This window comes from Saccharothrix stipae (genome assembly GCF_054781895.1).
In genome coordinates this window covers 358,768-384,342 of sequence record NZ_BAAGTN010000001.1, presented here as the reverse complement: position 1 = coordinate 384,342, position 25,575 = coordinate 358,768, and the positions used below count along the sequence as shown (strand labels likewise).

At 72.4% G+C, this 25,575-nt stretch carries 19 protein-coding genes; 13 read left to right on the top strand and 6 right to left on the bottom strand.

Annotation, left to right across the window (positions count from 1 at the left end):
* Positions 1-4 precede the first annotated feature (4 nt).
* Positions 5-676 carry a class I SAM-dependent methyltransferase gene (locus ACYVLT_RS01675; RefSeq protein WP_461118260.1) on the top strand — a complete coding sequence of 224 codons (672 nt, stop codon included), beginning with the start codon at positions 5-7 and terminating at the stop codon, positions 674-676.
* A 99-nt stretch (positions 677-775) separates the two neighbouring features.
* Positions 776-2,542, top strand: coding sequence for a TIR domain-containing protein (locus ACYVLT_RS01670; RefSeq protein ID WP_461118259.1), 1,767 nt, complete (start codon positions 776-778; stop codon positions 2,540-2,542).
* A 6-nt stretch (positions 2,543-2,548) separates the two neighbouring features.
* Here the strand turns inward: ACYVLT_RS01670 and ACYVLT_RS01665 are convergent, their stop codons facing one another.
* A complete protein-coding gene (locus tag ACYVLT_RS01665; protein ID WP_461118258.1) occupies positions 2,549-3,601 on the bottom strand; it encodes an acyl-CoA dehydrogenase family protein in 1,053 nt (350 codons plus the stop codon).
* Positions 3,602-3,741: 140 nt separating this feature from the next.
* Between ACYVLT_RS01665 and ACYVLT_RS01660 the strand changes: the two genes are divergently transcribed.
* The 8 genes from ACYVLT_RS01660 (at position 3,742) to ACYVLT_RS01625 (ending at position 10,963) form a co-directional block, all read left to right on the top strand.
* Positions 3,742-4,830 carry an LLM class flavin-dependent oxidoreductase gene (locus tag ACYVLT_RS01660; RefSeq protein ID WP_461118257.1) on the top strand — a complete coding sequence of 363 codons (1,089 nt, stop codon included), beginning with the start codon at positions 3,742-3,744 and terminating at the stop codon, positions 4,828-4,830.
* Positions 4,827-5,405, top strand: a complete 579-nt coding sequence (locus ACYVLT_RS01655) for an FMN reductase (protein WP_461118256.1) — start codon at positions 4,827-4,829, stop codon at positions 5,403-5,405. Before ACYVLT_RS01660 ends, ACYVLT_RS01655 begins: the two co-directional genes overlap by 4 nt.
* A gap of 54 nt (positions 5,406-5,459) precedes the next feature.
* Entirely contained in the window at positions 5,460-6,167 is a 708-nt protein-coding gene (locus tag ACYVLT_RS01650) for a GNAT family N-acetyltransferase (RefSeq protein ID WP_461118255.1), read from the top strand.
* A 129-nt stretch (positions 6,168-6,296) separates the two neighbouring features.
* The gene (locus ACYVLT_RS01645; protein WP_461118254.1) at positions 6,297-7,424 is read left to right on the top strand and encodes an acyltransferase family protein; all 1,128 of its coding nucleotides are present in this window, start codon (positions 6,297-6,299) and stop codon (positions 7,422-7,424) included.
* Positions 7,425-7,620: 196 nt separating this feature from the next.
* Positions 7,621-8,484, top strand: coding sequence for an ATP phosphoribosyltransferase (gene hisG / locus ACYVLT_RS01640; protein ID WP_360463252.1), 864 nt, complete (start codon positions 7,621-7,623; stop codon positions 8,482-8,484).
* A gap of 130 nt (positions 8,485-8,614) precedes the next feature.
* Positions 8,615-9,163 (top strand): NADPH-dependent FMN reductase, encoded by a 549-nt coding sequence (locus ACYVLT_RS01635; protein WP_461118253.1) that lies wholly within the window; start codon positions 8,615-8,617, stop codon positions 9,161-9,163.
* Between the two features lie 13 nt (positions 9,164-9,176).
* On the top strand, positions 9,177-10,124 hold the full coding sequence (locus tag ACYVLT_RS01630; protein ID WP_461118252.1) for an ATP-binding cassette domain-containing protein: 948 nt from the start codon (positions 9,177-9,179) through the stop codon (positions 10,122-10,124).
* Positions 10,121-10,963 carry an ABC transporter permease gene (locus ACYVLT_RS01625; protein ID WP_461118251.1) on the top strand — a complete coding sequence of 281 codons (843 nt, stop codon included), beginning with the start codon at positions 10,121-10,123 and terminating at the stop codon, positions 10,961-10,963. Before ACYVLT_RS01630 ends, ACYVLT_RS01625 begins: the two co-directional genes overlap by 4 nt.
* Before the next feature lie 16 nt (positions 10,964-10,979).
* Here the strand turns inward: ACYVLT_RS01625 and ACYVLT_RS01620 are convergent, their stop codons facing one another.
* Positions 10,980-13,988, bottom strand: a complete 3,009-nt coding sequence (locus ACYVLT_RS01620; protein WP_461118250.1) for an ATP-binding protein — start codon at positions 13,986-13,988, stop codon at positions 10,980-10,982.
* Positions 13,989-14,032: 44 nt separating this feature from the next.
* Positions 14,033-14,629 (bottom strand): TetR/AcrR family transcriptional regulator, encoded by a 597-nt coding sequence (locus tag ACYVLT_RS01615; RefSeq protein ID WP_461118249.1) that lies wholly within the window; start codon positions 14,627-14,629, stop codon positions 14,033-14,035.
* Between the two features lie 76 nt (positions 14,630-14,705).
* Here ACYVLT_RS01615 and ACYVLT_RS01610 point away from each other — a divergent pair, with 76 nt between their 5' ends.
* Positions 14,706-15,617, top strand: a complete 912-nt coding sequence (locus ACYVLT_RS01610) for an SDR family NAD(P)-dependent oxidoreductase (protein ID WP_461118248.1) — start codon at positions 14,706-14,708, stop codon at positions 15,615-15,617.
* A gap of 84 nt (positions 15,618-15,701) precedes the next feature.
* Here the strand turns inward: ACYVLT_RS01610 and ACYVLT_RS01605 are convergent, their stop codons facing one another.
* Positions 15,702-18,695, bottom strand: a complete 2,994-nt coding sequence (locus tag ACYVLT_RS01605) for a family 16 glycoside hydrolase (RefSeq protein ID WP_461118247.1) — start codon at positions 18,693-18,695, stop codon at positions 15,702-15,704.
* 311 nt (positions 18,696-19,006) lie between these two features.
* Between ACYVLT_RS01605 and ACYVLT_RS01600 the strand changes: the two genes are divergently transcribed.
* Positions 19,007-21,085 carry a glycosyl hydrolase gene (locus ACYVLT_RS01600; protein ID WP_461118246.1) on the top strand — a complete coding sequence of 693 codons (2,079 nt, stop codon included), beginning with the start codon at positions 19,007-19,009 and terminating at the stop codon, positions 21,083-21,085.
* Here the strand turns inward: ACYVLT_RS01600 and ACYVLT_RS01595 are convergent.
* Entirely contained in the window at positions 21,075-23,174 is a 2,100-nt protein-coding gene (locus ACYVLT_RS01595; RefSeq protein ID WP_461118245.1) for a putative bifunctional diguanylate cyclase/phosphodiesterase, read from the bottom strand. The genes ACYVLT_RS01600 and ACYVLT_RS01595 overlap by 11 nt on opposite strands.
* Positions 23,174-24,016: an SAM-dependent methyltransferase gene (locus ACYVLT_RS01590; protein ID WP_461118244.1), complete on the bottom strand. Its 843-nt coding sequence runs from the start codon at positions 24,014-24,016 to the stop codon at positions 23,174-23,176. The genes ACYVLT_RS01595 and ACYVLT_RS01590 overlap by 1 nt, the downstream gene beginning before the upstream one ends.
* Before the next feature lie 181 nt (positions 24,017-24,197).
* On the opposite strand from ACYVLT_RS01590, the gene ACYVLT_RS01585 reads away from it, so the two are divergent.
* On the top strand, positions 24,198-25,544 hold the full coding sequence (locus ACYVLT_RS01585) for a cytochrome P450 (protein WP_461118243.1): 1,347 nt from the start codon (positions 24,198-24,200) through the stop codon (positions 25,542-25,544).
* Positions 25,545-25,575 lie beyond the last annotated feature (31 nt).

Here is a 25,575-nt window from a genome sequence, read left to right as displayed (position 1 = left end):
TGGGGTGACGACACGACTGAGCTTCGCCGACGCCGAGGAACTGCGGCGCGGTTGGGACGTGCGGCAGGAACCGTTCCTGCCGCACCGGGACGAGGCGTTCGCCGTGCTGGCGGACGTCGCCGTCGGACGTCGGGCGCTCGACCTCGCGGGCGGCACCGGGTCGATCGCGGCCCGGCTGGTCGGCGCCGAGGTGACGGTGCTCGACGTCGACCCGGTGCTGTTGGCGATCGCCCGTGCCGCGCTGGGCGACCGGGTCGCGGTGGTGTCGGCCGACCTGGGCGCGCCGGGGTGGGGCGCCGGGCTGGAGTTCGACGCCGTGGTGGCCGGGACCGCGCTGCACTGCTTCGGCCCGGACCGGTTGCGGGCGCTGTACGGGGAGGTCCACGACGTGCTCGCGCCGGGTGGCGTGTTCGCCAACGCCGACCGGATGCCCGAGGTCGGGCCGGTCGCGTCGGGCGGGGACGGCATGGCGGGGTGGCACGAGTGGTGGGCGGAGGCGCTGGCGCACCCGGCGTTGGCCGAGGCCGCCCGGGACCGGGTGGACGGCGGGTCCGCCGACTTCTACCCGCCCGCGTCCTGGCACCTGGAAGCGCTGCGCGCGGCCGGGTTCGGTGACGTCGAGGTGCGGTGGCGGCGCGACGACACCGCTGTCGTGGTCGGGCGTCGGATGCGTTGACCGGCGACCGGCCGTGCCGAGGGACACCCGGACGGGACGGCGACCGTCCGTGACGGTGAATGCGCTGACGGCGACCGCCGCTCGTGGGAGAGTCGGTGCGTGGTCACGGGCACACCGCGCGTCTTCGTCAGCTACTCGCGCCGGGACTTCTACTTCGCCGAGGCGCTGACCTCCGAACTCGCCGCCACAGGACGGGTGCGCCCGTGGCTGGACGTGGCGAACCTGCGCCCGGGCACCGACTGGTCGGCGGCCATCGACGCCGCGCTGGACGAGTCGGACGCGGTGATCCTGGTGGCGTCGCCCGCCGCGCTGCGATCGCCCTATGTCCGTGACGAGTGGCAGCGCGCGCTGGCGGCGGGCAAGCCGATCCACGTCGCGTTGGCGCGACGGACCCGATTACCGGACGAGCTGTCGTCGTTCCCGGTGCACGACCTGCGCGGTGACGTCCGGGCGGCGGCTCGACGGCTGGCCGCGTTGCCGCCCACGGGGCACCGGTCGATCCCCGTCGCGTGGCCGGTCGCCCTGGTCCACGTGGTGTGGTTGCTGTGCCTTCTCTGCTTGGTCGTGGGCGCGGTGTTCGGTTGGCACCTCTACGACGTGTTCAGCACCATCGCCGGGACGCGGCGCGGCGACGAGTCGCGGTACGCGCAGGTCGCGTTGGCGCTGGCGGTGCTGAACGCGGTGATCGCGCTGGGGATCGCCGGTCTGCCGGTGACGCTGGTCCGGCGCACGGCTTCCGCGGAGGCCCTGTTCGTGGGCTTCCTGAGCGCGGCGGCCGCCCTGGGGCTGACCCTCACGCTGGGCGGCCTCCAGACGATCCTGCATGCCTACCGGACGTTCCCCGATCCCGGCCCGCTGCGCGTGACCTCGGCGGCCTGGCCCTACCTCGCCGGTGTGGTCGCCGCCGTGATCGGGGTCGGGACGATCCGCCGATCCCGGTCGTTGCGCCTGCGGATGCCGACGGGGCAGGACCTGCCACGCCGCCGTCGGCGGTTCGCCCCGTCGCCCGTGCCGGGGCCACCGGGTCCGCCCGAGACCTTCGACGTGCGCAGCCAGCCCGCCGACACGCCCATCGCCGCCCAGTTCTTCGCCGGCTGCCGGCAGGCGGGCCTGCGCCGGGACCGCACCGATCCGCGCTGGACGTTCATCCTCGTCGGCACGCGCACCGACCTGACCTCGTTGGCGCACGCCCGCGAGGTCTTCGGGCCGGGTGCGGTGTTCGTCCAGGCGACCAGCCTGGAGCTGCCCGAGGACGATCACGAGCTGCGGCGCCACCAGTGGATCGACTTCCGCCGGCAGGACCAGGTCGAGCTCCAGGCGCAGCTGCGCGACCTCGGCGCCGCGCCGGTCACCGTGCCGGTCGCGCCGGACCGCTTCCGCGGGCCGCTCCGGGTGGAGTACTTCCTGCGGGTGGCGGTCGGGCTCGTGGCGTTCACCGCCGCCGCGCCGTTGGCCCAGGTCGTGGCGGGTGGCGGGGTGCGCGTGGTGCCGGCCGCGGTGGTCACCCTGCTGCTGGCCGCGGTGCTGGCGCCGTTGACGTGGCGCACGGCGACCCGGGACATCACCGCCGGCCAGTGGCGCCTCCGGGCCGTGCTGGCGTGCGTGCTGTTCGCGGCCTGGAACCTGTTGCCGCTGACGGGCGGTACCGCGCCACCGCTCATCCGGATCGTGCTCGTCGTCATGCTTGCCGTGTCGTTGGCCGGGACGTTGCAGGTGGTGCGGCTGCAATGGCTGCCGTCGGAGGAGACCGTGCGGCAACCGCACCTGACCCGGGCCGTGGCGCCGAAGGTGCTCGGCCGGCCGATGTCGATCGGGGCGATCGCGTTCGGCCTCGGCTACCTGCACACGCTGCTGTTCGCCTGGTAGCCCGCGTCAGCCCTCGCGTCGTCCGCCCTGGAAGACCGGGCCGTAGCGCTCCAGGTTGGCGTTGGGGTGCAGGATCGCGTGCAGGTTGAGCGCGTGCGCGTCCCGCTGGACGCGGTGCGACGCCGGTCCGATCCCGCCGAGGACGTCGACCGCGTCCCGGGCCCGCAGGCAGGCCTCGCCCAGGTCGCGGCGCACGCGGGCGCGGTCCTCCGGGGTCCACTCCTCGCCGCCGGCGGCCTTGAGGTCGACCGCGGCGGCGGTGCGGCGGGCGTGGAACTCGGCCTCGTCGGCCAGCACGGTCGCCTCCCTGAGCGCGGCCGCCGACGCCGACCCGCGGGCCGCGTCCACCGCCGCGCGCGCCAGCCCGGCGGCGGGTGCGCTGACCGCGGCGCAGGCGGCGGGCATGAACGGCGCGCGGAACATCGGGGCGGACGCGTCCGGGTGCGCCCGCAGCACGGGCGCCAGGCGCAGCACCCGCTCCGCCGGCACGAACAGGTCCTTCGCCACCGTGGTCACGCTGCCGGTCGCGCGCAGGCCGGTGGTGTGCCAGTCGTCCACGACCTCCAGGTCGACCGACGGGATGGCCAACGCCACGGGCACGCGGTCCGGCGCCAGGATCGCGGCGTTGGTGGTCCAGTGGCTCTGCGACGCGCCCGTGGTGAACGCCCACCGCCCGTTGACCAGCACCCCACCGCCGACCGGCTCGGCCGTCGCGGTGGGACTGAGGATGCCGGTGACCCGCACGTCCGGCTTGGCGAAGACGTCCTGCCGCACGCCGTCCGGGAACTGGCCGACCACCCACGTCGAGGTCGCCCACACCGCCGCCGTCCAGGCCGCCGACCCGTCACCGCGGGCCAGCTCGGCGATCACCTCGACCACCGTGGCCAGGTCCGCCTCGTGCCCACCGTGCTCGGCGGGCACCCGCAGGCGCAGCACGCCCGCGTGGGCCATCGCCTCCAGCGCGCCCTCGTGCAGCCTGCGGTGCTCGTCACCCCAGGCGGCGTGGGCGCGCAGGACCGGGACGATCTCCGCGGCGCGCCGGACCAGCTCGTGCTGCACCCTGCCGTGCCTCCCCCATCGGTGACGCGTGCCACTCACCTTGGCGTGCTCCGCGCCACCGGACAACACCGGAATACCCGGTGATCCGGTACCGTTGTGCCCAGTAGTTGAAAGCGCAACTATCAGATCGAGGAGTGGCCATGCAGTTCGGTGTCTTCACCGTCGGCGACGTGACGCCCGACCCCACCACGGGGCGGACGCCGACCGAGGCCGAGCGCATCAAGGCCATGGTCGCCATCGCGCTCAAGGCCGAAGAGGTCGGCCTGGACGTGTTCGCGACCGGCGAGCACCACAACCCGCCGTTCGTGCCGTCGTCGCCGACGACCATGCTCGGCTACGTCGCGGCGCGCACCGAGCGGTTGATCCTGTCCACCGCCACCACGCTGATCACCACCAACGACCCGGTGAAGATCGCCGAGGACTACGCCATGCTCCAGCACCTGGCCGACGGCCGGGTCGACCTGATCATGGGCCGCGGCAACACCGGCCCGGTGTACCCGTGGTTCGGCAAGGACATCCGCGACGGCATCGACCTGGCCATCGAGAACTACGCCCTGCTGCACAAGCTGTGGCGGGAGGACGTGGTGGACTGGGAGGGCAAGCACCGCACGCCGCTGCAGTCGTTCACCTCCACCCCGCGCCCGCTCGACGACGTGCCGCCGTTCGTCTGGCACGGCTCGATCCGCAGCCCGCAGATCGCCGAGCAGGCCGCGTACTACGGCGACGGCTTCTTCGCCAACCACATCTTCTGGCCCAAGGAGCACTTCCAGCGGCTGATCGGCTTCTACCGCGAGCGCTTCGAGCACTACGGCCACGGCGCCGCGCACCAGGCGATCGTCGGGCTCGGCGGCCAGGTGTTCATGCGCCGCAACTCGCAGGACGCGGTCCGCGAGTTCCGGCCGTACTTCGACAACGCCCCGGTGTACGGGCACGGCCCGTCGCTGGAGGAGTTCACCGAGCAGACGCCGCTGACCGTCGGCAGCCCGCAGGAGGTCATCGACAAGACGCTGACCTTCCGCGAGCACTTCGGCGACTACCAGCGCCAGCTGTTCCTGATGGACCACGCGGGCCTGCCGCTCAAGACCGTGCTGGAGCAGCTGGACCTGCTCGGCGAGATCGTGCCGACGCTGCGCCGCGAGTTCGCGGTCGGCCGCCCGGCCGACGTGCCCGACGCGCCCACCCACTCCTCGATGCTGAAGGCCGCCGTCGACGGGGTGAGCAGCCGATGACCGCGCTCGCGGTCGTGCAGGCCGGGCTCAGCTCGCCGTCGTCGACCCAACTGCTGGCGACGCGGCTGGCCGAGGCCACCGAACGGCTCGTGCCCGGCCTGGAGGTGCGCACGGTGCACGTGCGGGACGTGGCGCGCGACGTCGCGGACAACCTCGTCACCGGGTTCCCGAGCGCGCGGCTGCGCGAGGTGGTGGCGTCGGTGGTCGGCGCGGACGCGGTGATCGCCGTGACGCCGACGTTCAACGCCTCCTACAGCGGGCTGTTCAAGTCGTTCGTGGACGTGCTGGAGCCGGAGTCGCTGGCGGGCAAGCCGGTGCTGATCGGCGCGACCGGCGGCACCGAGCGCCACTCGCTGGTCCTCGACCACGCGCTGCGCCCGCTGTTCGCCTACCTGCGGGCGGTCGTGGTGCCGACCGGCGTGTACGCCGCGTCGTCCGACTGGGGCGCGCAGGGGTTGCCCGGCCGCGTCGACCGGGCCGCGGGCGAGCTGGCCGACCTGCTCGTCGGCCGGGCACCGGTCGAGCGGGCCGACCACGGGTTCGTGCCGTTCGACCAGCTCCTCGCCGGCCGGTGAGCGGCGGCGGAAATGGACCTGACCACCGGTCGCGCGCCGAATAGGGTTCGGTCCATGTCCGCCTCGCTGGAGCTCGCGGTGCGCAACGCCGCCGTCCTGACGACCGCGCTCGCCCGCGCCCGCGGGCACGACCTGATCACCCGCCCGGGGTTCCTCGCGATCAGCGGGCCGACCCTGCTGCGGGTGCTCGCGGTGCGCCCGAACCCGGACCCGGACGACTTCGCCGAACTGGAACTGCTGGTCAAGCGCGCCGAGGCACGGGTCGTGGTCGAGGACTCGTTCGGCACGATCGACGGCGCGGCGCTCGGGCTCACCGCACGGCACCTGCCCGTGATGATCCGGCCGCACGAGCCCGTGCCGCCGCCCGCGGTGCGGATCACGCCCGTGCGCACGGCCGACGAGTGGGCGGTGGCCGAGCAGGTCGTGGTCGACGGCTTCCCGCTGCCGGGCTTCCCGACCGGCAACGGGCTGCCCGTGGCGCTGAAGGACCGGGATGGCTTCCGGATGCACACGGCGTGGCTCGACGACTCGGTGGCCGGGGCCTGCCTGACCGTCGAGGACGACGACTCGGTCGGCGTGTACTGGGTGACCACCCTGCCCGCGCAGCGCTCACGCGGCGTCGGCCGCGCCCTGATGCACGCGGTCATCAACGAGTTCCCGGTGCCCATGACGCTCACCGCGGCCAAGCCGGGCCGGCCGCTGTACGAGTCGCTGGGCTTCTCGGTGGTCACCCTCGCGACCTGGTGGTCGAACGCCGACTGACCGCTCGGCACGTGACGCCCCCGGCGCGGCGCCCGGTCGACGAGCCCGTCCCCGGCACCGCCGAAGTGCGGCCGGGCAACCCGCAATTCCGCCGGTCTCCTCCCCGCCCCGAGCCGTTACCTTGGAAGGATGACCGCAGAGTTGGCGCAGCGGTCCCGGCTGGCCGCGGTGGACAACCTGAAGGTGCTGCTCGTCGCCTGGGTGATCGGCGGGCACGCTCTCCTCGGGTACTCGGCGGTGGGCGGGTGGCCGTACGACGAGGTCAACGAAGTCACCTTCGAACCACACGTCGAAGTGGTGCTCGCGGCCGTCATCGGACCGTCCGGGCTCTTCCTGATGGGCACCTTCTACCTGCTGTCCGGCCTGTTCGTGCCGGAGTCGGTGGCACGCAAGGGCGCCGGCCGGTTCGTCGTGGACCGACTCGTGCGCCTGGGCATCCCGTTCGCGCTCTCGGTGCTGCTGGTGTGGCCGCTGACGCTGTGGGTGGCCTACCGCGCCGCCGGTCACGACGTCACGCCGTGGTGGGTCTTCACCCACCGCGACCCGCTGCTGGACTCCGGCTCGCTGTGGTTCGTCGAGATCCTGCTGCTGTTCTCCGTCGCCTACGCGCTGTTCGGCCGGCCGCGCGCGACGCCGGTCACGCTCACCGGCGGCCACCTGGTGGCCGTCACCGCCGGTGTCGTGGTGAGCACGTTCGCCGTGCGGCTGTGGTTCCCGGCGCGCAGCGGCCAGATCGGCGACCTGCACGTCTGGTGGTGGCCGCAGCTGATCGCCATGTTCGGGGTGGGGATCGTGGGCGCGCGCTCCGGCCTCGCCCAGCGCGTGCCGGACCGGATGTGGCGCGGCAGCCGGGTGGTCGCGGCGCTGACCGTCCTGGCCGTGCCGGTCGTCGCGGTCGCCCTGGGCGTGTCGGACCTGGCCGGTCAGGCGGGACCGTTCCTCGGCGGCTGGCGGTGGGAGGCGCTGGTGTTCGCCGTCGTGGAGGCGGTGCTCGTGGTCGGCGGGTCGGTGTGGCTGCTCGGCCTGGCGCAACGGCGGCTGACCCGCACCGGTCCGCTCGCCACCGCGCTGGCCCGCGGCGCGTTCGCCGCGTTCTTCATCCAGGGGCCGGTGCTCATCGTGCTCGCGGTGGCGGCCCGACCCCTGCCGTTCCCGGCCGAGGTGAAAGCGTTCCTGGTCGCCGCGGCCGCGATCGCGGTGTCGTTCACGGCGGGTTGGGCGTTGACCACGAGAACGCGCGCGGGTCGTTTTTTCTGATTGGCCGACCGGCCGCCGGCAATCGGCAACAATGGTTGCGGGTGAATATCCGGTTGAATGCGCGGGCGCCGTGTGCTCACGTGGTGGGAAGCCCGGACGGGTGACGTCGGCACGACACCTGGCGGTTTCCACACCGTGGGACACCTGGGCATACCCGGGACGGGGACGGGCCGCTCCATGTGGGAGACTCCCGGCCATGGCTCCTCTTCGCTTCGCCCTGCCCAACAAGGGCTCGTTGAGTGCTCCCGCGGCCCAAATGCTGGCCGAAGCGGGTTACCGGGTGAACAGGTCCGGCCGTGAGCTGATCGTGGCGGACCCGGCAAATGATGTGCAGTTCTTTTTCCTGCGGCCCCGCGACATCGCGGTGTACGTGGGGGAGGGGTCGTTGGACGTCGGCATCACCGGTCGTGACTTGCTGCTCGATTCCACCGTGTCGGCGAAGGAAATCCTGCCGCTCGGCTTCGGCCGGGCGTCGTTCTACTTCGCGTCCAAGCCCGGCGGCATCCACGACGCCGCGGGCCTGGAGGGCAAGCGGATCGCCACCAGCTACCCGAACCTGGTCGAGCACCACCTGGCCGACCTCGGCATCAAGGCGCACCTCGTGCGGCTCGACGGCGCGGTGGAGACCGCCGTGGAGCTCGGCGTGGCCGACGCGATCGCCGACGTCGTGGAGACCGGCATCACGCTGAAGACCTCGGGCCTGGAGACGTTCGGCTCGCCGATCCTCAAGTCCGAGGCCGTGCTGATCCAGGGCGACACCGTGGCCGACGCGCCGGACGCGGTGCGCGCGGTCGAGATCCTGCACCGCCGGTTGCAGGGCGTGCTGATCGCCCGCCGCTACGTGATCCTCGACTTCGACTGCCCGGTCGAGGCGCAGGAGGAGGCGTTCAAGCTGGTGCCCGGCATCGAGTCGCCCACCGTGTCGCCGCTGGCCCGCGAGGGCTGGGTGGCCGTCCGCTCCCTCGTGCCGCGCGACGACGCCCCGTTCATCATGGACGAGCTGTGGCGCGTGGGCGCCCGCGCGATCCTGGTCAGCTCCCTGGACACCTGCCGCATCTAGCACCAGCTCACCCGGACTCCACGTTTCCGCACGTCACAGCGTGTGGAGGCGTGGAGTTCGGCGTTCTGGCGGGCCGCCAGATCCGGTCTGGCAGGCCGTCTCGCGCCTCCTTGGTGAGAGGAGGTGGCACATGCAGCCGCTGCACATCGCGGTGATCGTCGGCAGCACCCGGGAAGGACGCGTCGGCGACGGCGTCGGCCGGTGGGTCACCGAGGTCGCCGCACAGCGCGCCGACGTGGAGCCGGTCGTGCTCGACCTGGCCGACTACGACTTCCCGCCGTGCTACCCGGGTCAGCCGACGCCCGAGATCCGGCGGTTCACCGGGCAGGTGGCGGACGCGGACGGGTTCGTCGTCGTCACCCCCGAGTACAACCGCAGCTTCCCGGCCTCCCTCAAGCAGGCCATCGACTACGCCTACGACGAGTGGCACGCCAAGCCCGTCGGGTTCGTCTCCTACGGCTACCGCTCCGAGGGCTTCCACGCGGTCGAGCACCTCCGCTCAGTTTTCACCGAGTTGCACGTCATGACAGTGCGGACGAACGTCGGCGTGAACCTGCTCGTCGACGAACCGCTCGACACCGAGCACCGCCGCCGCGCCGCGGACGCGATGTTCGACCAGCTCACCTGGTGGGCGTCGGCCCTGAAGGATGCCCGCACCCGACGCCCGTACGTCTCCTAGTGAAAGGGAAACCATGAACGCCATCGAAACGTCGGGCCTGGTCAAGGTCTTCGGCGACACCCGAGCGGTGGACGGCGTCGACCTGACCGTGCCCGCCGGGACGGTGTACGGCCTGCTCGGCCCGAACGGCGCGGGCAAGACGACGACGGTCCGCATGCTCGCCACGCTGCTACGACCGGACGACGGGGAGGCGCGGGTGTTCGGTCACGACGTGCGCGCCGACCCGAACGCGGTCCGTCAGCTGGTCAGCCTCACCGGGCAGTACGCCTCGGTGGACGAGGACCTGACCGGCACCGAGAACCTGATCCTGCTGGGCAGGCTCCTCGGTCACAGCCGAGCGCACGCCCGTGCCCGGGCCGGGCAGCTGCTGGAGGCGTTCGGGCTCACCGACGCGGCCGCCAAGCAGGTCAAGCACTACTCGGGCGGCATGCGCCGCCGGCTCGACATCGCGGCCAGCATCCTCAACACGCCGAAGCTGCTGTTCCTGGACGAGCCGACCACCGGCCTCGACCCGCGCAGCCGCAACCAGGTGTGGGACATCATCCGCGCGGTCGTCGCGCACGGCACCACCGTGCTGCTCACCACGCAGTACCTGGACGAGGCCGACCAGCTCGCGTCCCGCATCGCGGTCATCGACCACGGCAAGGTCATCGCCGAGGGCACCAAAGGCGAGCTGAAGGCGTCGGTCGGTGTCGGCGCGGTGCACCTGCGGCTGCGTGACGCCGACCAGCGGCCGCGGGCGCAGCAGGTGCTGGCCGGCGCGCTGGAGGCCGACGTGCAGCTGGACGCCGACCCCGTCGCGCTGACCGCGCGGCTGTCCGGCCGGGCCACCGAGCAGGCCGCCGAGGCGTTGGCCCAGCTCGCCCGCGAGGGCATCACCGTCGACACGTTCTCCCTCGGCCAGCCCAGCCTGGACGAGGTCTTCCTGGCCCTCACCGACAAGAAGGAGGCGGCGGCGTGACCGTCACCAAGGAAGTCGAACTCCTGCCCGCGCCCAAGGCGGAGGACTTGGCGGCGGTGCTGCTGGAGACCGAGCAGCCGCGCCGGCCGACCGCGCTGTCGGCGTCGCTCACGTTCGGCTGGCGGGCCGTGCTCAAGATCAAGCACGTGCCGGAGCAGCTGTTCGACGTGACCGCGTTCCCGATCATGATGATCCTGATGTTCACCTACCTGTTCGGCGGTGCGCTGGCCGGGTCGCCGGGGGAGTACATCCAGTACCTGCTGCCCGGCATCACGGTGACCAGCGTCGTGATGATCACCATGTACACCGGTGTCGCGGTGAACACCGACATCGAGAAGGGCGTCTTCGACCGGTTCCGCACGCTGCCGATCTGGCGGCCCGCGCCCATGGTCGGGTACATCCTGGGCGACCTGCTGCGGTACGTGCTGGCGTCGTTCACCATCATGGTCGTCGGCCTGATCCTCGGCTTCCGGCCCGAGGGCGGGTTCGTCGGGGTCGTGCTCGGCGTGGCGCTGCTGGTGGCGTTCTCGTTCGCGTTCTCCTGGATCTGGACGATGTTCGGCCTGCTGCTGCGCAGCGAGAAGTCCGTGATGGGCACGAGCATGCTGGTGCTGTTCCCGCTGACCTTCCTGTCGAACGTCTACGTCATGCCGACCACGATGCCCGGCTGGTTGCAGGCGTTCGTCAACGTCAACCCGATCACCAAGCTGGTCGACGCGGTGCGCGCGCTGATGGCGGGCGGCTTCGACGCGAACGCGATGACGTGGACGCTCGGCTACGGCGTCGTGTTCACCGCCGTGTTCGGCGCCTGGACGATGCGGTTGTACAACCGGAAGTGACCCGACGGGCCGGGACCTAGAGCCGGAAGCGCTCGTGTCCCGAGTAGACGCACGTCGCCCCGGTCGACACGGTCTCCCGCAGGTGGGCCGCGAGACCGGGGTGGCGTTCGTCCAGTTTGCGCAGCGTGTCGCGGATGCGGGCGGTCACGGCCTTGCGGGCGCGTTCGGCCTCGTCGCCCAGCCGCCGGGTGCGACCGGCCAGACCGGCGGCGGCGCGCAGCTCCTCCAGCAGGGCCGCACGTTCGCGGTCCAGGGCGGCGGCGCGCTCGTCGTCGAAGGCGCGGTCGATCTCGTCGTCCAGCTGCGCCAGCCGCCGCCGGTACCGGGACTTGGCCTCGTCGTCGAGCACCGCGTCACCGCCCAGCCGCGCGGACGCCACCGCCTCCGGCGCCAGCAACGACACCGCCGCCACCGGCTCACCAGGGCTGCTCAGCAGCACGTGCAGGTCGCGCAACCCCTTCGAGTCCGGCACCCGCACCGTGACCCCGTTGAAGGACAACGCCCACACGTCACCGTCGCGGCGGAACTCGCAGGCGGTCCGGTCGGGCGACGACGTCAGGCCCAGCGCCGCCGCGTCCCGCGCGACCGAGGCGACCAGGTCCGCGGCCGGCACGCCCTGCGCGCGCAACGCCTCCACCAGGTGGCGGCCGGCCCGCACCGCCCACGGCCGGGCCCGCATCCGCTCGGCCGACCGCTGCGCCGCGACCAGCTCCTCGGCCGCCTCGTCGCACCGGCCCAGCGCCAGGTCGACCAGACCGAGCCACAGGTCCACCGGCCCGCTGATGTCGCACCCGTACAGCGACACCAACCACTTGCCCCGGTGCGGCGCCAGCCGCTCGCGCACCCGTGCCGCCAACTCCCGGTCACCCGCCGCGTGGGCGTACTGCGCCTGGAACCGCAACCACAGCGGCTCGAACGCCTGCTGGAAGCGGTCGTCCTGCACGCGCTGGTCGACGTGGACCCGCGCGGCCGCCACGTCACCGCGTTCGAGGGCGGCGATGCCCTCCAGCAGACCCGGGAACGGGTGGCTGCTCGCCCGGATCTCGGCCGCCAGCTCGTCCAGCGCGGCGAACCCGCCCTGCGGCAGCAGCAGCGCCCACCTCAGGTGCAGGTACATCATCCGGAAGCCGACGTGGCTGCTCGCGCCCATCTCGGTCGCCTTGGCCAGCAACGCCTCCGCCTCGGCGAACCGGCCCTGCATCGCGGCGATGATCGACTGGTCGATGGCGGCGGAGAAGTTGAACCGGGTCATGCCCAGCCGCTCCGACAGCGCGACGAACGCGTTGACCTGGTCGAGGTAGCGCGGATCGCCCAGTTCCACCAGCGCCACCCACCGGAACGAGGTGGCGAAGTGCTCGGCGGTGTGGTCGCCGCTGCGCCGCGACACGGTGATCAGCTCGCCGGTCAGGGCCAGCCGCTGCTCGGCGTTGCCGATGCCGGAGGTGGTGTCGTGGGTCGCCCACAGGCCCGAGGCCAGCGCGTCGTCGTCGCCACCGCCCCGCGCCGCCTCGGTGGCGTGCAGGCTCATCTCGCGCGCCAGCACCTCCGTCGGCAGGTCCGCCGGCGGCCCGATCAACCGGCCGTACGCCTCGCGCACCGCGGCGGTGGCCTGGCCCTCGTCCTCGGCGAACCGGTAGACCGCGAGCGCGACCCGGGCGAACGGCTCCGGGTCGGCCAGTTCACGCGCCCACGCCGCGGCCTCGTCGAAGATCCGCCGCGCCTCGGCGGGTTCGGCGCAGTGGTAGAGCTCGTTGCCCAGCTCCAACGCGACCGCGATCCGCCGGCGGGTGCCCTCGGCCCGCTCCAGCGCCCGCCGGTAGTGCCCGGCGGCCTCCTCGACCGCCATCCGGCGGCTCGCGTCCCGCGCCGCCGCCACGATCAGGTCCACCGCGCGGTCGGCGGGCAGTTCGGCACCGGCCAGGTGCGCGTGCCGGGCCAGGTCGCCGGGGGACACGCCGTCGGTCGGGTCGCCGTCCAACGCCCGCACCACGGCCGCGTGCCGAACGTCCACGTCGGACAGCGACGCGTACAACGTCTCGCGCACCAGGTCGTGCGCGAAGGCGAACCGGCCACCGCCCAGCCCCAGCACCAGCCGGGCCTGCGCGGCCTGGTCGAGCAGCCGGTCCACCGCCGGCACCGGCAGCGACGCCGTCGCGGCCAGCACCCGGCGGTGGAACTCGTGCCCGAGCACGGCGGCGGCGGTGAGCAGGTCGCCGACCTGCGCGGGCAGCAGCGACAGCCGGCGCCGCAACGCGTCCCGCACGCCGGGCGCGATCGCGGTCACCGGGCCGCCGCCGTGCCACAGCCGGGCGGTCTGCTCGACGAAGAACGGGTTGCCGCCGGTGCGCAGGTGCACCTCGGCGACCAGGTCGGGATCGGGCTCGCGGCCCGCCGTGCGCGCCATCAACTCGCCGACCTCGGCCGGTGCGAGACCGGTCAACGCGACCGTGGCGGCACGGCTCAGCAACGGCGTCATCATCGGCCGCAGCGGGTGGTCCTCGGCGTCGACCTCGGTGTCGCGGTAGGTGCCGATGAGCAGCACGCGTTCGAACCAGGTGTGCTGCGCGGCGAACTCCAGCAGCTTCAACGACGCCGGGTCGGCCCAGTGCAGGTCCTCCAGCACGACCACCACCGGCCGCTGGTGCGACACGGCCACCAGCGCCGTGGTCACCGCGTCGTAGAGGGGGAAGTTCTCCGGGGTGTGCTGCGAGGGCGCCTCGCCGAGCAGCACCGCCAACGGGCCCCGGTCGACGGCCTGCCACTCCTCGGCGGTGGCGGCCCGGCGCAACGCCCGGATCACCTGCACCCACGGCCAGTAGCCGGGCGCGCTGTCGGAGTCCCAGCACGAGCCGCCGAGCACCAGCGCGCCCTGCCGCCGCGCCTGCTCGGCCGCGCCGGTCACCAAGGTCGTCTTGCCGATCCCGGCCTCGCCGGCGACCAGCACGACACCGCCGTGGCTGACCGTCGCGCGGTCGACCTCCGCGCGCAGCACCCCCGCTGGGTGATCACGTCCGATGAGTCGCATGGCAGGGTGAAACCTAACCCACCGGACCGACGATTCCCCGGCGTTCAGGCGATGTCGGACCCACCCAATTCGCTCAGACGTGCGAACGCGGCGTCCACCGCGCCCGGCAACGCGGCCGGTTCACCGTCCGCCACCGCGTTCCCGGCCAGGTAGCAGGCCAGCGCGACCTGCGGCGCCAGCGCCGCCACCTCGGCCGACGCACCCCGGTCGAGCAGGGTGGCGCGGAAGAGCTCGGACAGCCGCGCGAACTTCCGCGCCGAGCGGTCGCGCAGCTCGGGGTTCTCGCGCAGCAGCCGTTCGTGCGCGCGGTAGTGCTCGCCGTCCGCGGTCAGCTCCCGGCACAGCCGCACCACGACCTCGCGCAGCTGCGCCACCACCGAGGCCAGGTCGGTGACCGGCGGCGACGCCCGGAGCCGCGTGGTCAGCTCCTCGACCAGCGCCTGCTCGTCGGAGAACGCGACCTCCTGCTTGTCGCCGAAGTAGCGGAAGAACGTGGTGCGCCCGACCTCGGCCCGTTCGGCGATGTCGGCGACCGTCACGGCGGCGAACCCGCGTTCGGCGAACAGCTCGAACGCCGCCGCCACGATCTGCTCCCGCGCGCGCTGTTGCTTGCGCTCGCGCAGCGGCGCCCGTCCCGACATGCGCTCAGCATAGCGGCCCGGTACGAAGTCCAGTACGGTACTCAGTACCAGTTCGAACTAGGTACCAGGAGTGATCGTGGGGACGACCCTGATGACCGGCGCGAGCCGGGGCCTCGGCCGCGAGGCCGCCGAACACCTGCTGCGCCACCACCCGGACCGGCACCTGCTCGTGCTCAACCGCAGGCCAGGTCTGGCCGTCGAACTGGCCGAGCGCACGGGCAACCGCAACGTCTCCGAAGTGGTGTGCGACCTGGCGTCGTTCGCCGACATCCGCCGGGCCGCGGCCGAGGTCGACGGGCCGCTGGACGGGTTCCTGGGCAACGCCGGCCTGCAGATGGCCACCACCCGCAAGGTCACCGCCGACGGTGTCGAGATGACCTTCGGCGTCAACGTGCTGGCCTACCACCTGCTGCTGAACCTGCTGCTCCCGCGCTTCACGAACCCGGCGCGGATCGTCGTGGTGGCCAGCGACGTGCACGACAGCGCGCACAACAGCATGGGCCTGGTCCCGCCGCCCCGGTGGGACGACCCGCGCGCGCTGGCCCGGCCGGGGCAGGAGGACACCGGTGTCGCGGGCAGGCGCGCGTACGCCACCAGCAAGTTGGGCGTGATCTACCTCGTGCACGCGCTGCGCCGTCGGCTGCCCGAAGGCGTGGACGTCTACTCCTACAACCCCGGGTTGGTGCCGGGCACGGGGCTGGCGCGCGACGCGGGCCGGGTCGGCCGGGCCGTGTTCGGCGTGGTCGGCACCGCGCTGCGCGTGCTGCCGACCGTCACCGGCAAGGTCAAGGCCGGTCGGCTGCTCGCGGAGGCGATGACGGGCCCCCGCCCCGGTGACAGCGGCGCCTACATCAGCCGGGGCGAGGTGATCCCGTCGTCGCCCGAGTCCTACGACGAGCGGCGCGAGGAGGAGCTGTGGACCGTCGCCGACGACCTGTGCGGCCTCACCTCGGCCGACACGACCCCGAGCCGGACCGCCGGGCACTGAGCCGGACCGCCCGGCACTGGGCCGGCACGTCCTGAGCCGGCCCGCCCGGGCCGCTCACCGAGGAGCGACCCGGGGCGGTGCGCGTCAACCGAGCGGTTCCACCCAGATGTTGCGGAACCGGACGTTCTCACCGGGATCGCCGTGGTCCTGCAACCGCAGCGGTCCTGCGGTCGGGCCCTCGGCCGCGCCGCCGCCCGTCGGCCCGTCGACCACGAAGTCCTGGTGGACGGTGACGCCGTTCCACACCACGGTGACGCGGGCGTTCGCGATCTTCACCCCCGCGCTGTCGAAGCGGGCCGCCCGGAACGTGACGTCGTAGGTCTGCCACGTCCGCGGCGCGGTGCCCGCGTTGGGCGAGGCGGCCCTCTTCAGGTAGATGCTCCCCGCGTCGTCGGCGGCCAGCGGTTGCTTGCCGAAGCTGTCCAGGATCTGCAACTCGTACCGGTCCTGGAGGTACACGCCGCTGTTGGCCCGCTGCTGACCGGTCACGTCCGGGGGCAGGTTCGGCAGCCAGAACTCCAGGTGCAACCTGAAGTCGCCGAACACCTGCCGGCTGCGGATGTCGCCGCCCAGCGCCTCCATCGAGCCGTCGGCGACCGGCCACGACGGCGCGCTGCCGTCGGCGTTGCGCCAGTTCTCCGTGCCGCCACCCTGGTAGAGGACGACGCGCTGGGCCGGCGTGACCGTCAGGTGGTCGAGGTTGACGTGCCCGATGTCGCCGCCGTCCACCCGGTAGGCGATGGTGTTCGCGCCGGCCCGCAGCGTCAACGCCTCGGTGTGCGTGGCCCACGTGTCCCAGGTGCCGGTGTCGGCCAGGGCGACCTGCCTGACCTTCGCGCCGTTGACGTACACGCTCACCGTCTTGGTCCCGGAGGACGGGTTCGGCCCGTTGCTGTAGCGCAGGCCCACGTTGTGCGAGCCGGCCACCGTCGCGTTCACCGCGAACCGGGTGGTCGCGCCGGGGGTGCCGTAGCCGTCCACGAAGCCCGCGCCCGAGTAGCCGGTGTGGTCGGTGTTGACCCCGGCGCCACCGGACAGGGCCGCGCTCTCCGCCTCGAACGACTGGGTGGCCGACGGCGCGGTCCCGACGAGGTTGTTGAGCGTGTACCAGGCCTCGGTGTTCCAGAGCGGCACGCCGGTGTTCGAGGAGAACGGGCGCGGCGAGCGCAGGTGCACCACCCGACCGGCCTTGAGGCCGTTGAGCTTCAGCGTGACCTTCCGGCCGTCCGCGGACAGCGTCGCCGACGCGACCGACAGGTTCTCCTGGTCGACCTTCGGCCCGCCGTACGTGGGCGCCGCCGCGTACCGCCACTGCGCGGCCCGGTAGCGACCGGCGAGCCCGGCCGCGGTCGCCGCCGACAGCGGCTGGGTGTACTCGACCTCGAACCCTCCCGCGATGGCGCGCATCGCCAGCACGTCGAACGTCCGGCCGCCGTTGGGGGTCAGCTTCTGCAGGCCGTACGTCAGCTTGCCGTCCTGGCCCCAGTTGCCGCCGTCACCGATGCCGCCGGCGTAGATCGCGCCGTCCGGGCCGAGGCTGATCCGGTTCACGCCGGCCTCCAGGCCCTGCGTCATCCGGAACACCGCACCCTGGTACTCGCCGTTCACCTTCTCCAGGAACGCGCGCTGCAAGCCGCCGTAGGTGACGTCACCGAAGATCATCTGACTGGCGTACGGGCCCTGGGTCAGGTGCAGCGGCGTGCTGGGCGAGTTCGCGATCTCGTTCTGCGGCAACCACAGCACTGGTGCGGTGACCGGGTTGGCGTCGAACGGGCCGGCCGGGGTGGTGTAGTGGTTGAAGAACCGGTCCTGCTTGACGTGCACCATCTTCGACGCGGGCAGGTAGCCGCCCTGGTTGTCGTTGACGAACATCCCGCCTTCCGGTCCCCACCCGATCCCGTTGGGCGTGCGCAGGCCGCCCGCGATGTAGTCGACCTGCCCGGTGGCGCGGTCGACCCTCACCGCCGTGCCCCGGTTCGCGGCGGGCTGCGGGTTGGTCGTGGCACCGCCGGTGTTGATCGCGACGGACAGGTTGAGGTAGAAGAACCCGTCCTTGTAGAGCAGGCCGAACGCGAACTCGTGGAAGTTGCCGCCGTACGGCCACGTCGCCACCGCCCGGGACTGGTCGACCACGTCGTCGCCGTTGACGTCGGTCAGCTCGGTCAGCTGGTGCTTCTGCGAGACGTAGAGCCGGCCGTCGAGCGCCTTCAACCCCATCGGCTCGCGCAGGTTCGTCGCGATGCGCTTGGTGGTGACCCGGTCGGGCGAGGTGGCCCCGGTGACGTTGCCGAGCAGCCAGACCTCACCGGTGTCGGTGCTCTTGCCGTTCCAGGTCGCGATGGCCAGCCTGCCGTCGGGCAACCAGTCCATCGCGCTGACCCGCGGCTGGAAACCGGTGGGGCGCAGGTCGGTCAGCGTGAAGTCGGGGTGCACGGCGTTGAGCGGCAGCCCGTCGCCGGGCGAGTCGGCGACCGTCGCGCACTCCTTGCGGCCCGGCGCGGTGACCCGGACGACGCCGCTGTCCGTGCTGAGCGCCGAGTTCGGCACCACCGTGAAGCCGGTCGCGCCCGGCGGCCGCCACTGCAACGTCAACTGCTGGCCGCCGTCGCGCTCGAAGTGGTCGATCAGCAGCGAGTGGTACCCGGTCGACAGCGTGACCGAGCCGTCCTTGGGATCCGGCCCGTGCAGACCGTCGTGGTCGACCACCACGGCGCCGTCGATGGACAACCGCGAGCCGTCGTCGCTGAGCAGCCGGAACGCGTAGCTGCCCGCCTGGGTGACGTTGATGTTGCCGGTGACCTGGGCGACGAAGCGGTCGGCGAACCCGAAGTCGGTCGTCGACGCCCAGTCGACGGTGGGCATGAGCTTGTCGACGTTGGGCGTCTGGGCGGGCTTGAGGGTGCAGAGCCGGTCCAGGGACACCTGGATGTCGAAGACCCGCAGCGTCACGCCGGGCTCTTGCGGTGGCACGGCGTCGCTCTTGGGATCCGCCGTCGCGAGTCCCGGTCCGGTGATCAGCAGGGTGGCGGCCAGGAGGCCGAGTGCGGGGTTGCGCGTCCGGCGCGCTGTCCATCTCATGATCCATGCTCCAGGAGGGCAGGGACGACCACGCGTTGTCCGACGTCGTCGTCGCACGGTTGCAGGGTCCGCACGCGGTGGCGGGCAGGGGAGTCGGGTGCGGTCACGGGGATGGCGAACGTGATGAACGGTAGGTGGGGGACAGTGGTCTAGTCCATAACTTTCGCTGATTCTGACCTGACTTTTGTCTGGTTCATGCACAAGTTCGGAAACCTTGGTCGTGGGCGTTTGCGGCCCTATGCTTCTGGGAGCGCTCCCAGAACGGCATCGGAGCCCGTGCCCCAGCCAACGGCGGTGAAGGGACAAACGACGTGAGGTTGTTGCTGCTCGTCTCGCTGCTCGTGCTGAGCCTCGCCCCACCCGCGGTCGCCGCCGCGCCGGGCGAGTGGATCGAGGCCGAGGACGGCGTGCTGTCCGGCGTCGTGGTCGAGACGACCGTCGAGGGCTTCTCCGGCGCAGGCTACGTCGGCGGTTTCGACGAAGCCGCCGACCACGTCACCGTCACGATCCAGGACAGCCCCGGCGGGCTGCACGACCTCACCGTCCGCTACGCCGCGCCCAACGGGCCCAAGCACACCGCGGTGTCGCTCAACGGCAGCCCGGTCGGCGAGGTGGCGCTCGCCGAGAGCGCGGGCTTCACCGAGGCCACCGGCGCGAAGCTGCTGCTGGTCGAGGGCGACAACACGGTCACCTTCACCACGAGCTGGGGCTGGTACCTGATCGACGCGATCGGCGTCGCGCCGAGCGCCCCGTCCGCGCCGGGCGTGCACGAAGCCGAGGACGGCGAGCTGAACGGCACCGTGGTCGAGTCCGGCGTGGCCGGCTTCTCCGGCCGCGGCTACGTGGCCGGCTTCGACACCGGCACGGACAGCGTCACCATCACCATCCCGGACAGCCCCGGCGGGCTGCACGACCTGTCGATCTACTACGCCACGCCGTACGGCCCGAAGACCGCGTCGCTGTCGCTCAACGGCAGCGGCCTGGGCGACGTGCGGTTCCCCGAGCACCCGACGTTCACGTCGATCGCCGCGGGCAAGGTGCTGCTGGTCGAGGGCGACAACACGGTCACCATCACCAACAACTGGGGCTGGTACCTGATCGACGCGATCAAGGTGACGCCCAGCGCGCCGCGCGGCCCGCACCAGGTCACCGGCGCGCTCACCGACCCGGCCGCGACCGCCGAGGCCAAGGGGCTGATGCGCTACCTGGCACAGAACTACGGCGAGACGATCCTGTCCGGCCAGCAGGACCAGGCGAGCATCGACTGGGTCGAGCAGAACATCGGCGAGGCGCCCGCCGTCGGCGGCTACGACCTCATGGACTACTCACCCAGCCGGGTCGAGCGCGGCACCGTGGGCCAGGACGTCGACCACGCCCTCGCCTACGACCGGCGCGGCGGCATCGTGACGCTGGCCTGGCACTGGAACGCGCCGTCCGGCCTGATCGACCAGCCCGGCAAGGAGTGGTGGCGCGGCTTCTACACCGACGCGACCACCTTCGACGTGGCCGCCGCCCTGGCCGACCCCACCTCGACCGACTACCGGCTCCTGATCCGGGACGTGGACGCGATCGCGGTGCAGCTCAAGCGCCTGGCCGACGCCAAGGTGCCGGTGCTGTGGCGGCCGCTGCACGAGGCCGAGGGCGGCTGGTTCTGGTGGGGCGCCAAGGGACCGGAGCCCACCAAGCAGCTGTGGCGGATCCTGCACGACCGGCTGGTCGGCCACCACGGGCTGCACAACCTGATCTGGGTGTGGAACTCCGTCTCGCCCGACTGGTACCCCGGCGCCGACGTGGTCGACGTGGTGAGCATGGACTCCTACCCGCCGCAGGGCGACCACGGCCCGGTGATCGGCCCGTACGAGCGGCTGGTCGAGCTGGGCGGGGACAAGAAGCTGGTGGCGCTGGGCGAGGTCGGCTCCATCCCGGACCCCGACCTCCTCCGCGCCTACGAGGCCCGCTGGTCCTGGTTCGTCACGTGGTCGGGCTCGTTCATCCAGGACGGCGTGGTCAACCCGCGCGACTTCGTCCAACGCGTCTACGACCACGCCGGCGTCGTCACGCTCGACGAGCTGCCGGACTTCAAGACGACCCAGGGCGAGTGCACGGCGACCATGCGCGTGGTCGCGCAGTGGGGCACCGGGCACCACGTCGAGATCACCCTGCGGCACCAGGAGAACTCGCCGTCCGCGGGCTGGCGGGTGAGCTGGCCGCTCGCCTCCGGGCAGGCCGTGCGGCACGCCTGGGGCGCGACCATCACCACCGACGGCACGACCGCGACGGCGAGGAACCTGTCGTGGAACGCGGCCGTCAAGCCCGGCCAGAGCACCACGTTCGGGTACCTGGCCACCGGCTCCCCGACAGCGCCTGCGTTGACTTGCGCTATCGGGTGATCGCGTCCGGTGGACCGGCGGGAGCGAACAGGGGACCGGACGCGGTGTCCGCACCCACCTCCCGCCACCACCGGGCTTGCTCGGGTGTCGTGACGCCGGCGGCGGTCAACCCGATCCCGGCGTCACGCACCACCTCCAGCACACCGGCCAGCGCCCGCGCCACCGCCGAACCCGGCCTCGCGGCGGGCGACTGCGCCACCCGGACCGCCCGCACCGGCACCCCGTCCAGCAGGCGCACCAGGTCGTCGGGCGCGGCGGTGAAGTCCTCCAGCTCGACGCCCACTTCCTCCTCGGCCAGGTAGCGCAGGTTGTCGGCCGCCTCACCGCGGTCGCCGAACAACGCCTGCGCGGGCGCGCCCAGCCGCAGCGACGGCGCAGGCAGCCCCGTGTCGGCCAGCACGTCGCGCACCACGCCCTGCAGGTCCGGGTCCGCGGCCTGGCTCGGCGTCAACGCCCACCGCACCGGCAGGTCGCGGTGCAGCTCCCGGCGCCACGACCGGGCCTGCTCGCACGCCACCCGCAGCGCCCACGTGCCCAGCGGCACGATCAACCCGGTGTCCTCGGCCAGGGCCAGGCACTGCTCGTGCGGCAGGGCGCCCAACCTCGGGTGGTCCCACCGCAACACCGCCTCGGCCGACTCCACCCAGTCGTCCGCCAACCGCACCACCGGTCGGTACAGCACCTGGATCTCGCCGTTCTCCCACGCGCCGGGCATGGTCGCGGCCAGGCTGAACGTGCGCCGGTCGCGGCCGTCCTGCGCCCGGTCGGACAGCTCCCACTGCCGGCGCCCGTTGTGCTTGGCGCGCCGCAACGTCAGGTCGGCCGAGTCGAGCAGGTCCGCCGGCGCGGAGTCGCGCGGCGGCCGGTGCACCACGCCGATCGTCGCCGACACCGCGACCCGGTGGCCGTCGGAGTGGAACGGCGCGGACAGCAGGTCGTTGATCCGCCGGACCATCGTCACCACGTCGGGCGTGGCCGGCGTGTTCTCCACCAGGATCGCGAACTCGTCGTACCCGAACCGGGAGACCATCGCGTTCTCCTCGGCCACCACCGCCGCCAGCCGACCGGCGACGACCTTGAGCACGTGGTCGCCGACCTCGCGGCCGAGACCGCCGGTGATCCGGGAGAAGCCGTCGAGGTCGAGGTGGAACACGCTGACCCCGGCGCCGGGGTCGGCCGACCGCAGCGCGTGCTCCAACCGGCTGGAGAAGTACTGCCGGTTCGGCAGCCTGGTCAGCACGTCGTGCAGCGCCTGGTGGTTGAGCTGACCCTGCAACAGGTTGACGTCGGTGGCGTCCTCGGCGAGCACGATCACCTGTGCCCGGCCCTCGGTCCGGCGCAGCGGCGACAGCGTGAGCGTCACCCACGCCAGCTCGCCGTCGGCGCGCAGCAGCCGGCGCGGCTGGGTCGTCGACGTCGTGCCGACCTCGGCCAGCTCCGCGAACTCGGCCCGCAACGCGGTCCGCTCGTCCGGGTGCGCCAGCGCGAACAGCGACATCCCGGTCAGCTCGGCGGGCGGCCGGTCCACGATCCGGGCCAGCGCGGCGTTGGACCGCACCAGGGTGCCGTCCGGGTCGGCGGTCGCGATGCCGGTGGACAGGTGGTGCTCCAGCAGCTCGAACCTCGCCTCGCTGTACTGCAACTCCACCTGCGCCTCGCGCATCGCCTTGTACAGCGAGCGCCCCAGGTGCTCCTGCTGGGTCAGCACGGACGTGCGCACCTTGTCGACGAACCCGGCGGAGAGCGAGGCGATGACGTCCACCACGCGTTCGCGCAGCTTGTCCGGCGGGGCGAGCCCGGGCATGGCGAGCAGGCCCCTGCTCACGACCTCCACCGACACCTGGAGCGCCTCGGCCGTGGTGCAGTTCAGCGCGACCAGCGAGTCGCCGACCTCCCGACCGGCGCGCTGGGCCAGCGACTCGGTGGACACCCCGGCGCACAGCCGCTCGACCAACCCGAGCAGTTGCCGTTCGAGTTCGAGGGTGGTCAGCGGGATGAACGTGCGGGAGCTGAGCAGGTAGGCCCACTTCTTCGCGAGCTTGGTACGGGCGCGCAGGCCGTCCGCGTCCTGGGGGAGCGCAGCGGTCATCAACGGCCTCCGGCCACCGACTCGCGGTCGGGCTTGCGGCCGACACCGGCCCACACCTGTGTGTTGTCCTCGGCCCGGTCGGCGATGTCGCCCGCGCCGCCGGGCCGCCACAGCGCGTGCCCGACCACACCGGGCTCGATCAGCTCGTAGCCGTCGAACAACGCCGTCACCTCGGCGTGCGTGCGGTACACCAGGTTGTCCTTCGACTTGCTCTCGCGCACGGTGTCCGCGGCCCGCCGCATGGTCTCCGCGCGATCGTCGGCGGTGGCGTGCGAGATCACCATGAAGCTGCCCGGCGCCAGCCGGTCGCGGTACCGGCCGAGCAGCTCGACCGGCTGCTCCTCAGGCCTGATGAAGTGCACCACCAGCAACAACAGCAGCGCGACGGGCTCGTCGAGGTCCAGCATGCCGGTCACCTCGGGCCGGCGCAGCACGTCCTGCGGGTCGCGCAGGTCCGCCTGCACCGCCGTGGTGTTCGGGTCGTCGGCCAGCAGCAGGCGGCCGTGTGCGACCGCCACCGGGTCCTTGTCGACGTAGACCACCCGGCAGTCCGGCGCCACCTCCTGCGCGATCTCGTGCACGTTGCCCACGGTCGGGATGCCGGAGCCGATGTCGAGGAACTGCCGCACCCCCCGTTCGGCGAGGTGGGTGACCGCGCGGCGGAGGAAGGCCCGGTTCAGCCGGACCAGGTCGCGCGCGCCGGGCAGGACGCTCAGCATCTGGTCGCCCATCGCCCGGTCCACGGCGAGGTTGTGCGCTCCGCCGAGCAGGTAGTCGTAGGTCCTGGCGACGCTCGGCACCGTGACGTCGATGCCTTCGGGGACCCAGTCCAGGTCACTCATGGCGCACTCCAGGGCTTTCGCGCTTCGGTGGGGACGGGCGGACCATGACATCCAACCGCCTGCGTGCCGCACGCACCAGCGGATCCAACAACTTAACTCTAATGCGCGATCCCGCCGGACTCCGAACGGCGCATAGAGTGCACGCCGTCAATCACTTGCTGGAACCAGGGAGCGGCATCCGATGACCGCCAGTCCGAATACCAGCAACACCCCGAAACCCGAGGCGTCCACGGTTCCCGGCCGATTACCCGGCCTCGGGCACACCGCCGCCATGCTGCGACAAAGGCTCGAGTTCACCGCCGACCTGCGGCTGCACGGCCCCGTCGTGCGCGTCTACCTGGGGCGACTCCCGCTGCACTTCGTCACGAACGCCGAATTGACCCACCAGGTGCTCACCGGCGAGACGGACAAGTTCGACAAGGGCATCTTCGTCGACAAACTCCGGCGCGCGTTCGGGAACGGCCTGGTCAGCACCAACGGCGATATCTACCGCAGGCAACGCCGGATGATCCAGCCGGCGTTCCACCGCCGACCCCTCGCCCGGTATTCGGAGACGATGACCGCACTGGCCGCCGACCTGGCGAATTCCTGGCGGGATGGACAAATCCTGCAACTCGACCGCGTGATGCAGGACCTGGCGATCTCCGTGGTCGGCCGCACGCTGTTCTCCGCCGACTTCGGGCCGGCGGTCAGCGCGGAGATCCGGGCGCACACGCCGACGTTGATCCGGCTCGGGGTGGTCCGCGCGCTGTCGCCCGCGGTGGTGGAGAGGTTGCCGATCCCGGCGAACCGCCGCTTCGACCGGGCCATCGCGCACGTGCACCGGGTCGTCGACGACGTGGTCGACTCCACCCGCGGCGACCGGGACGACCTGCTGTCGGTGCTGCTGAACGCGCGCGACGAGGACACCGGCGCGGCCATGGACCGGCAGCAGGTGCGCGACGAGGTCGTGACCCTGCTCACCGCGGGCACCGAGACCACCGGGATCGCGCTGGCCTGGCTGTTCCACGAGCTGGCCCGCAACCCGGAGGTGCGGGGGCGGGTGCAGGCCGAGGTGGACGACGTGCTCGACGGCCGTGCCGCGACGATCGACGACCTGCGCCGGCTGCCGTACCTGGACCGCGTGATCAGCGAGGTGCTCCGCCGCTACCCGCTGTGGATCATGCTCCGGCGCACGAACGCGCCGGTGTCGTTGGGCGGCGTGCGATTACCCGCCGGCGCCGAGGTCGGCTTCAGCCCGCACGCGCTGCACCACGACCCGCGCTACTACGACGAGCCGACGCGCTTCGACCCCGACCGGTGGCTGCCCGAACGCGCCGCCGCCCTGCCCAAGGGCGCCTACGTGCCGTTCGCGGGCGGCCTGCACCACTGCCCGGGACACGCGTTCGCGCACATCGAGATCGCGATCGTCGCGGCCACCCTCGTCGCCCGGTGGCGGCTCGTGCCCGTGCCGGGCCAACCGGTGCGCCCCAAGGTGATCGGCCTGCTGTACCCCGACCGGCTGCCGATGACCGCCCACTCCCGCTGATCCGTTCCGATGACGATGGAGGTCCTCTTCC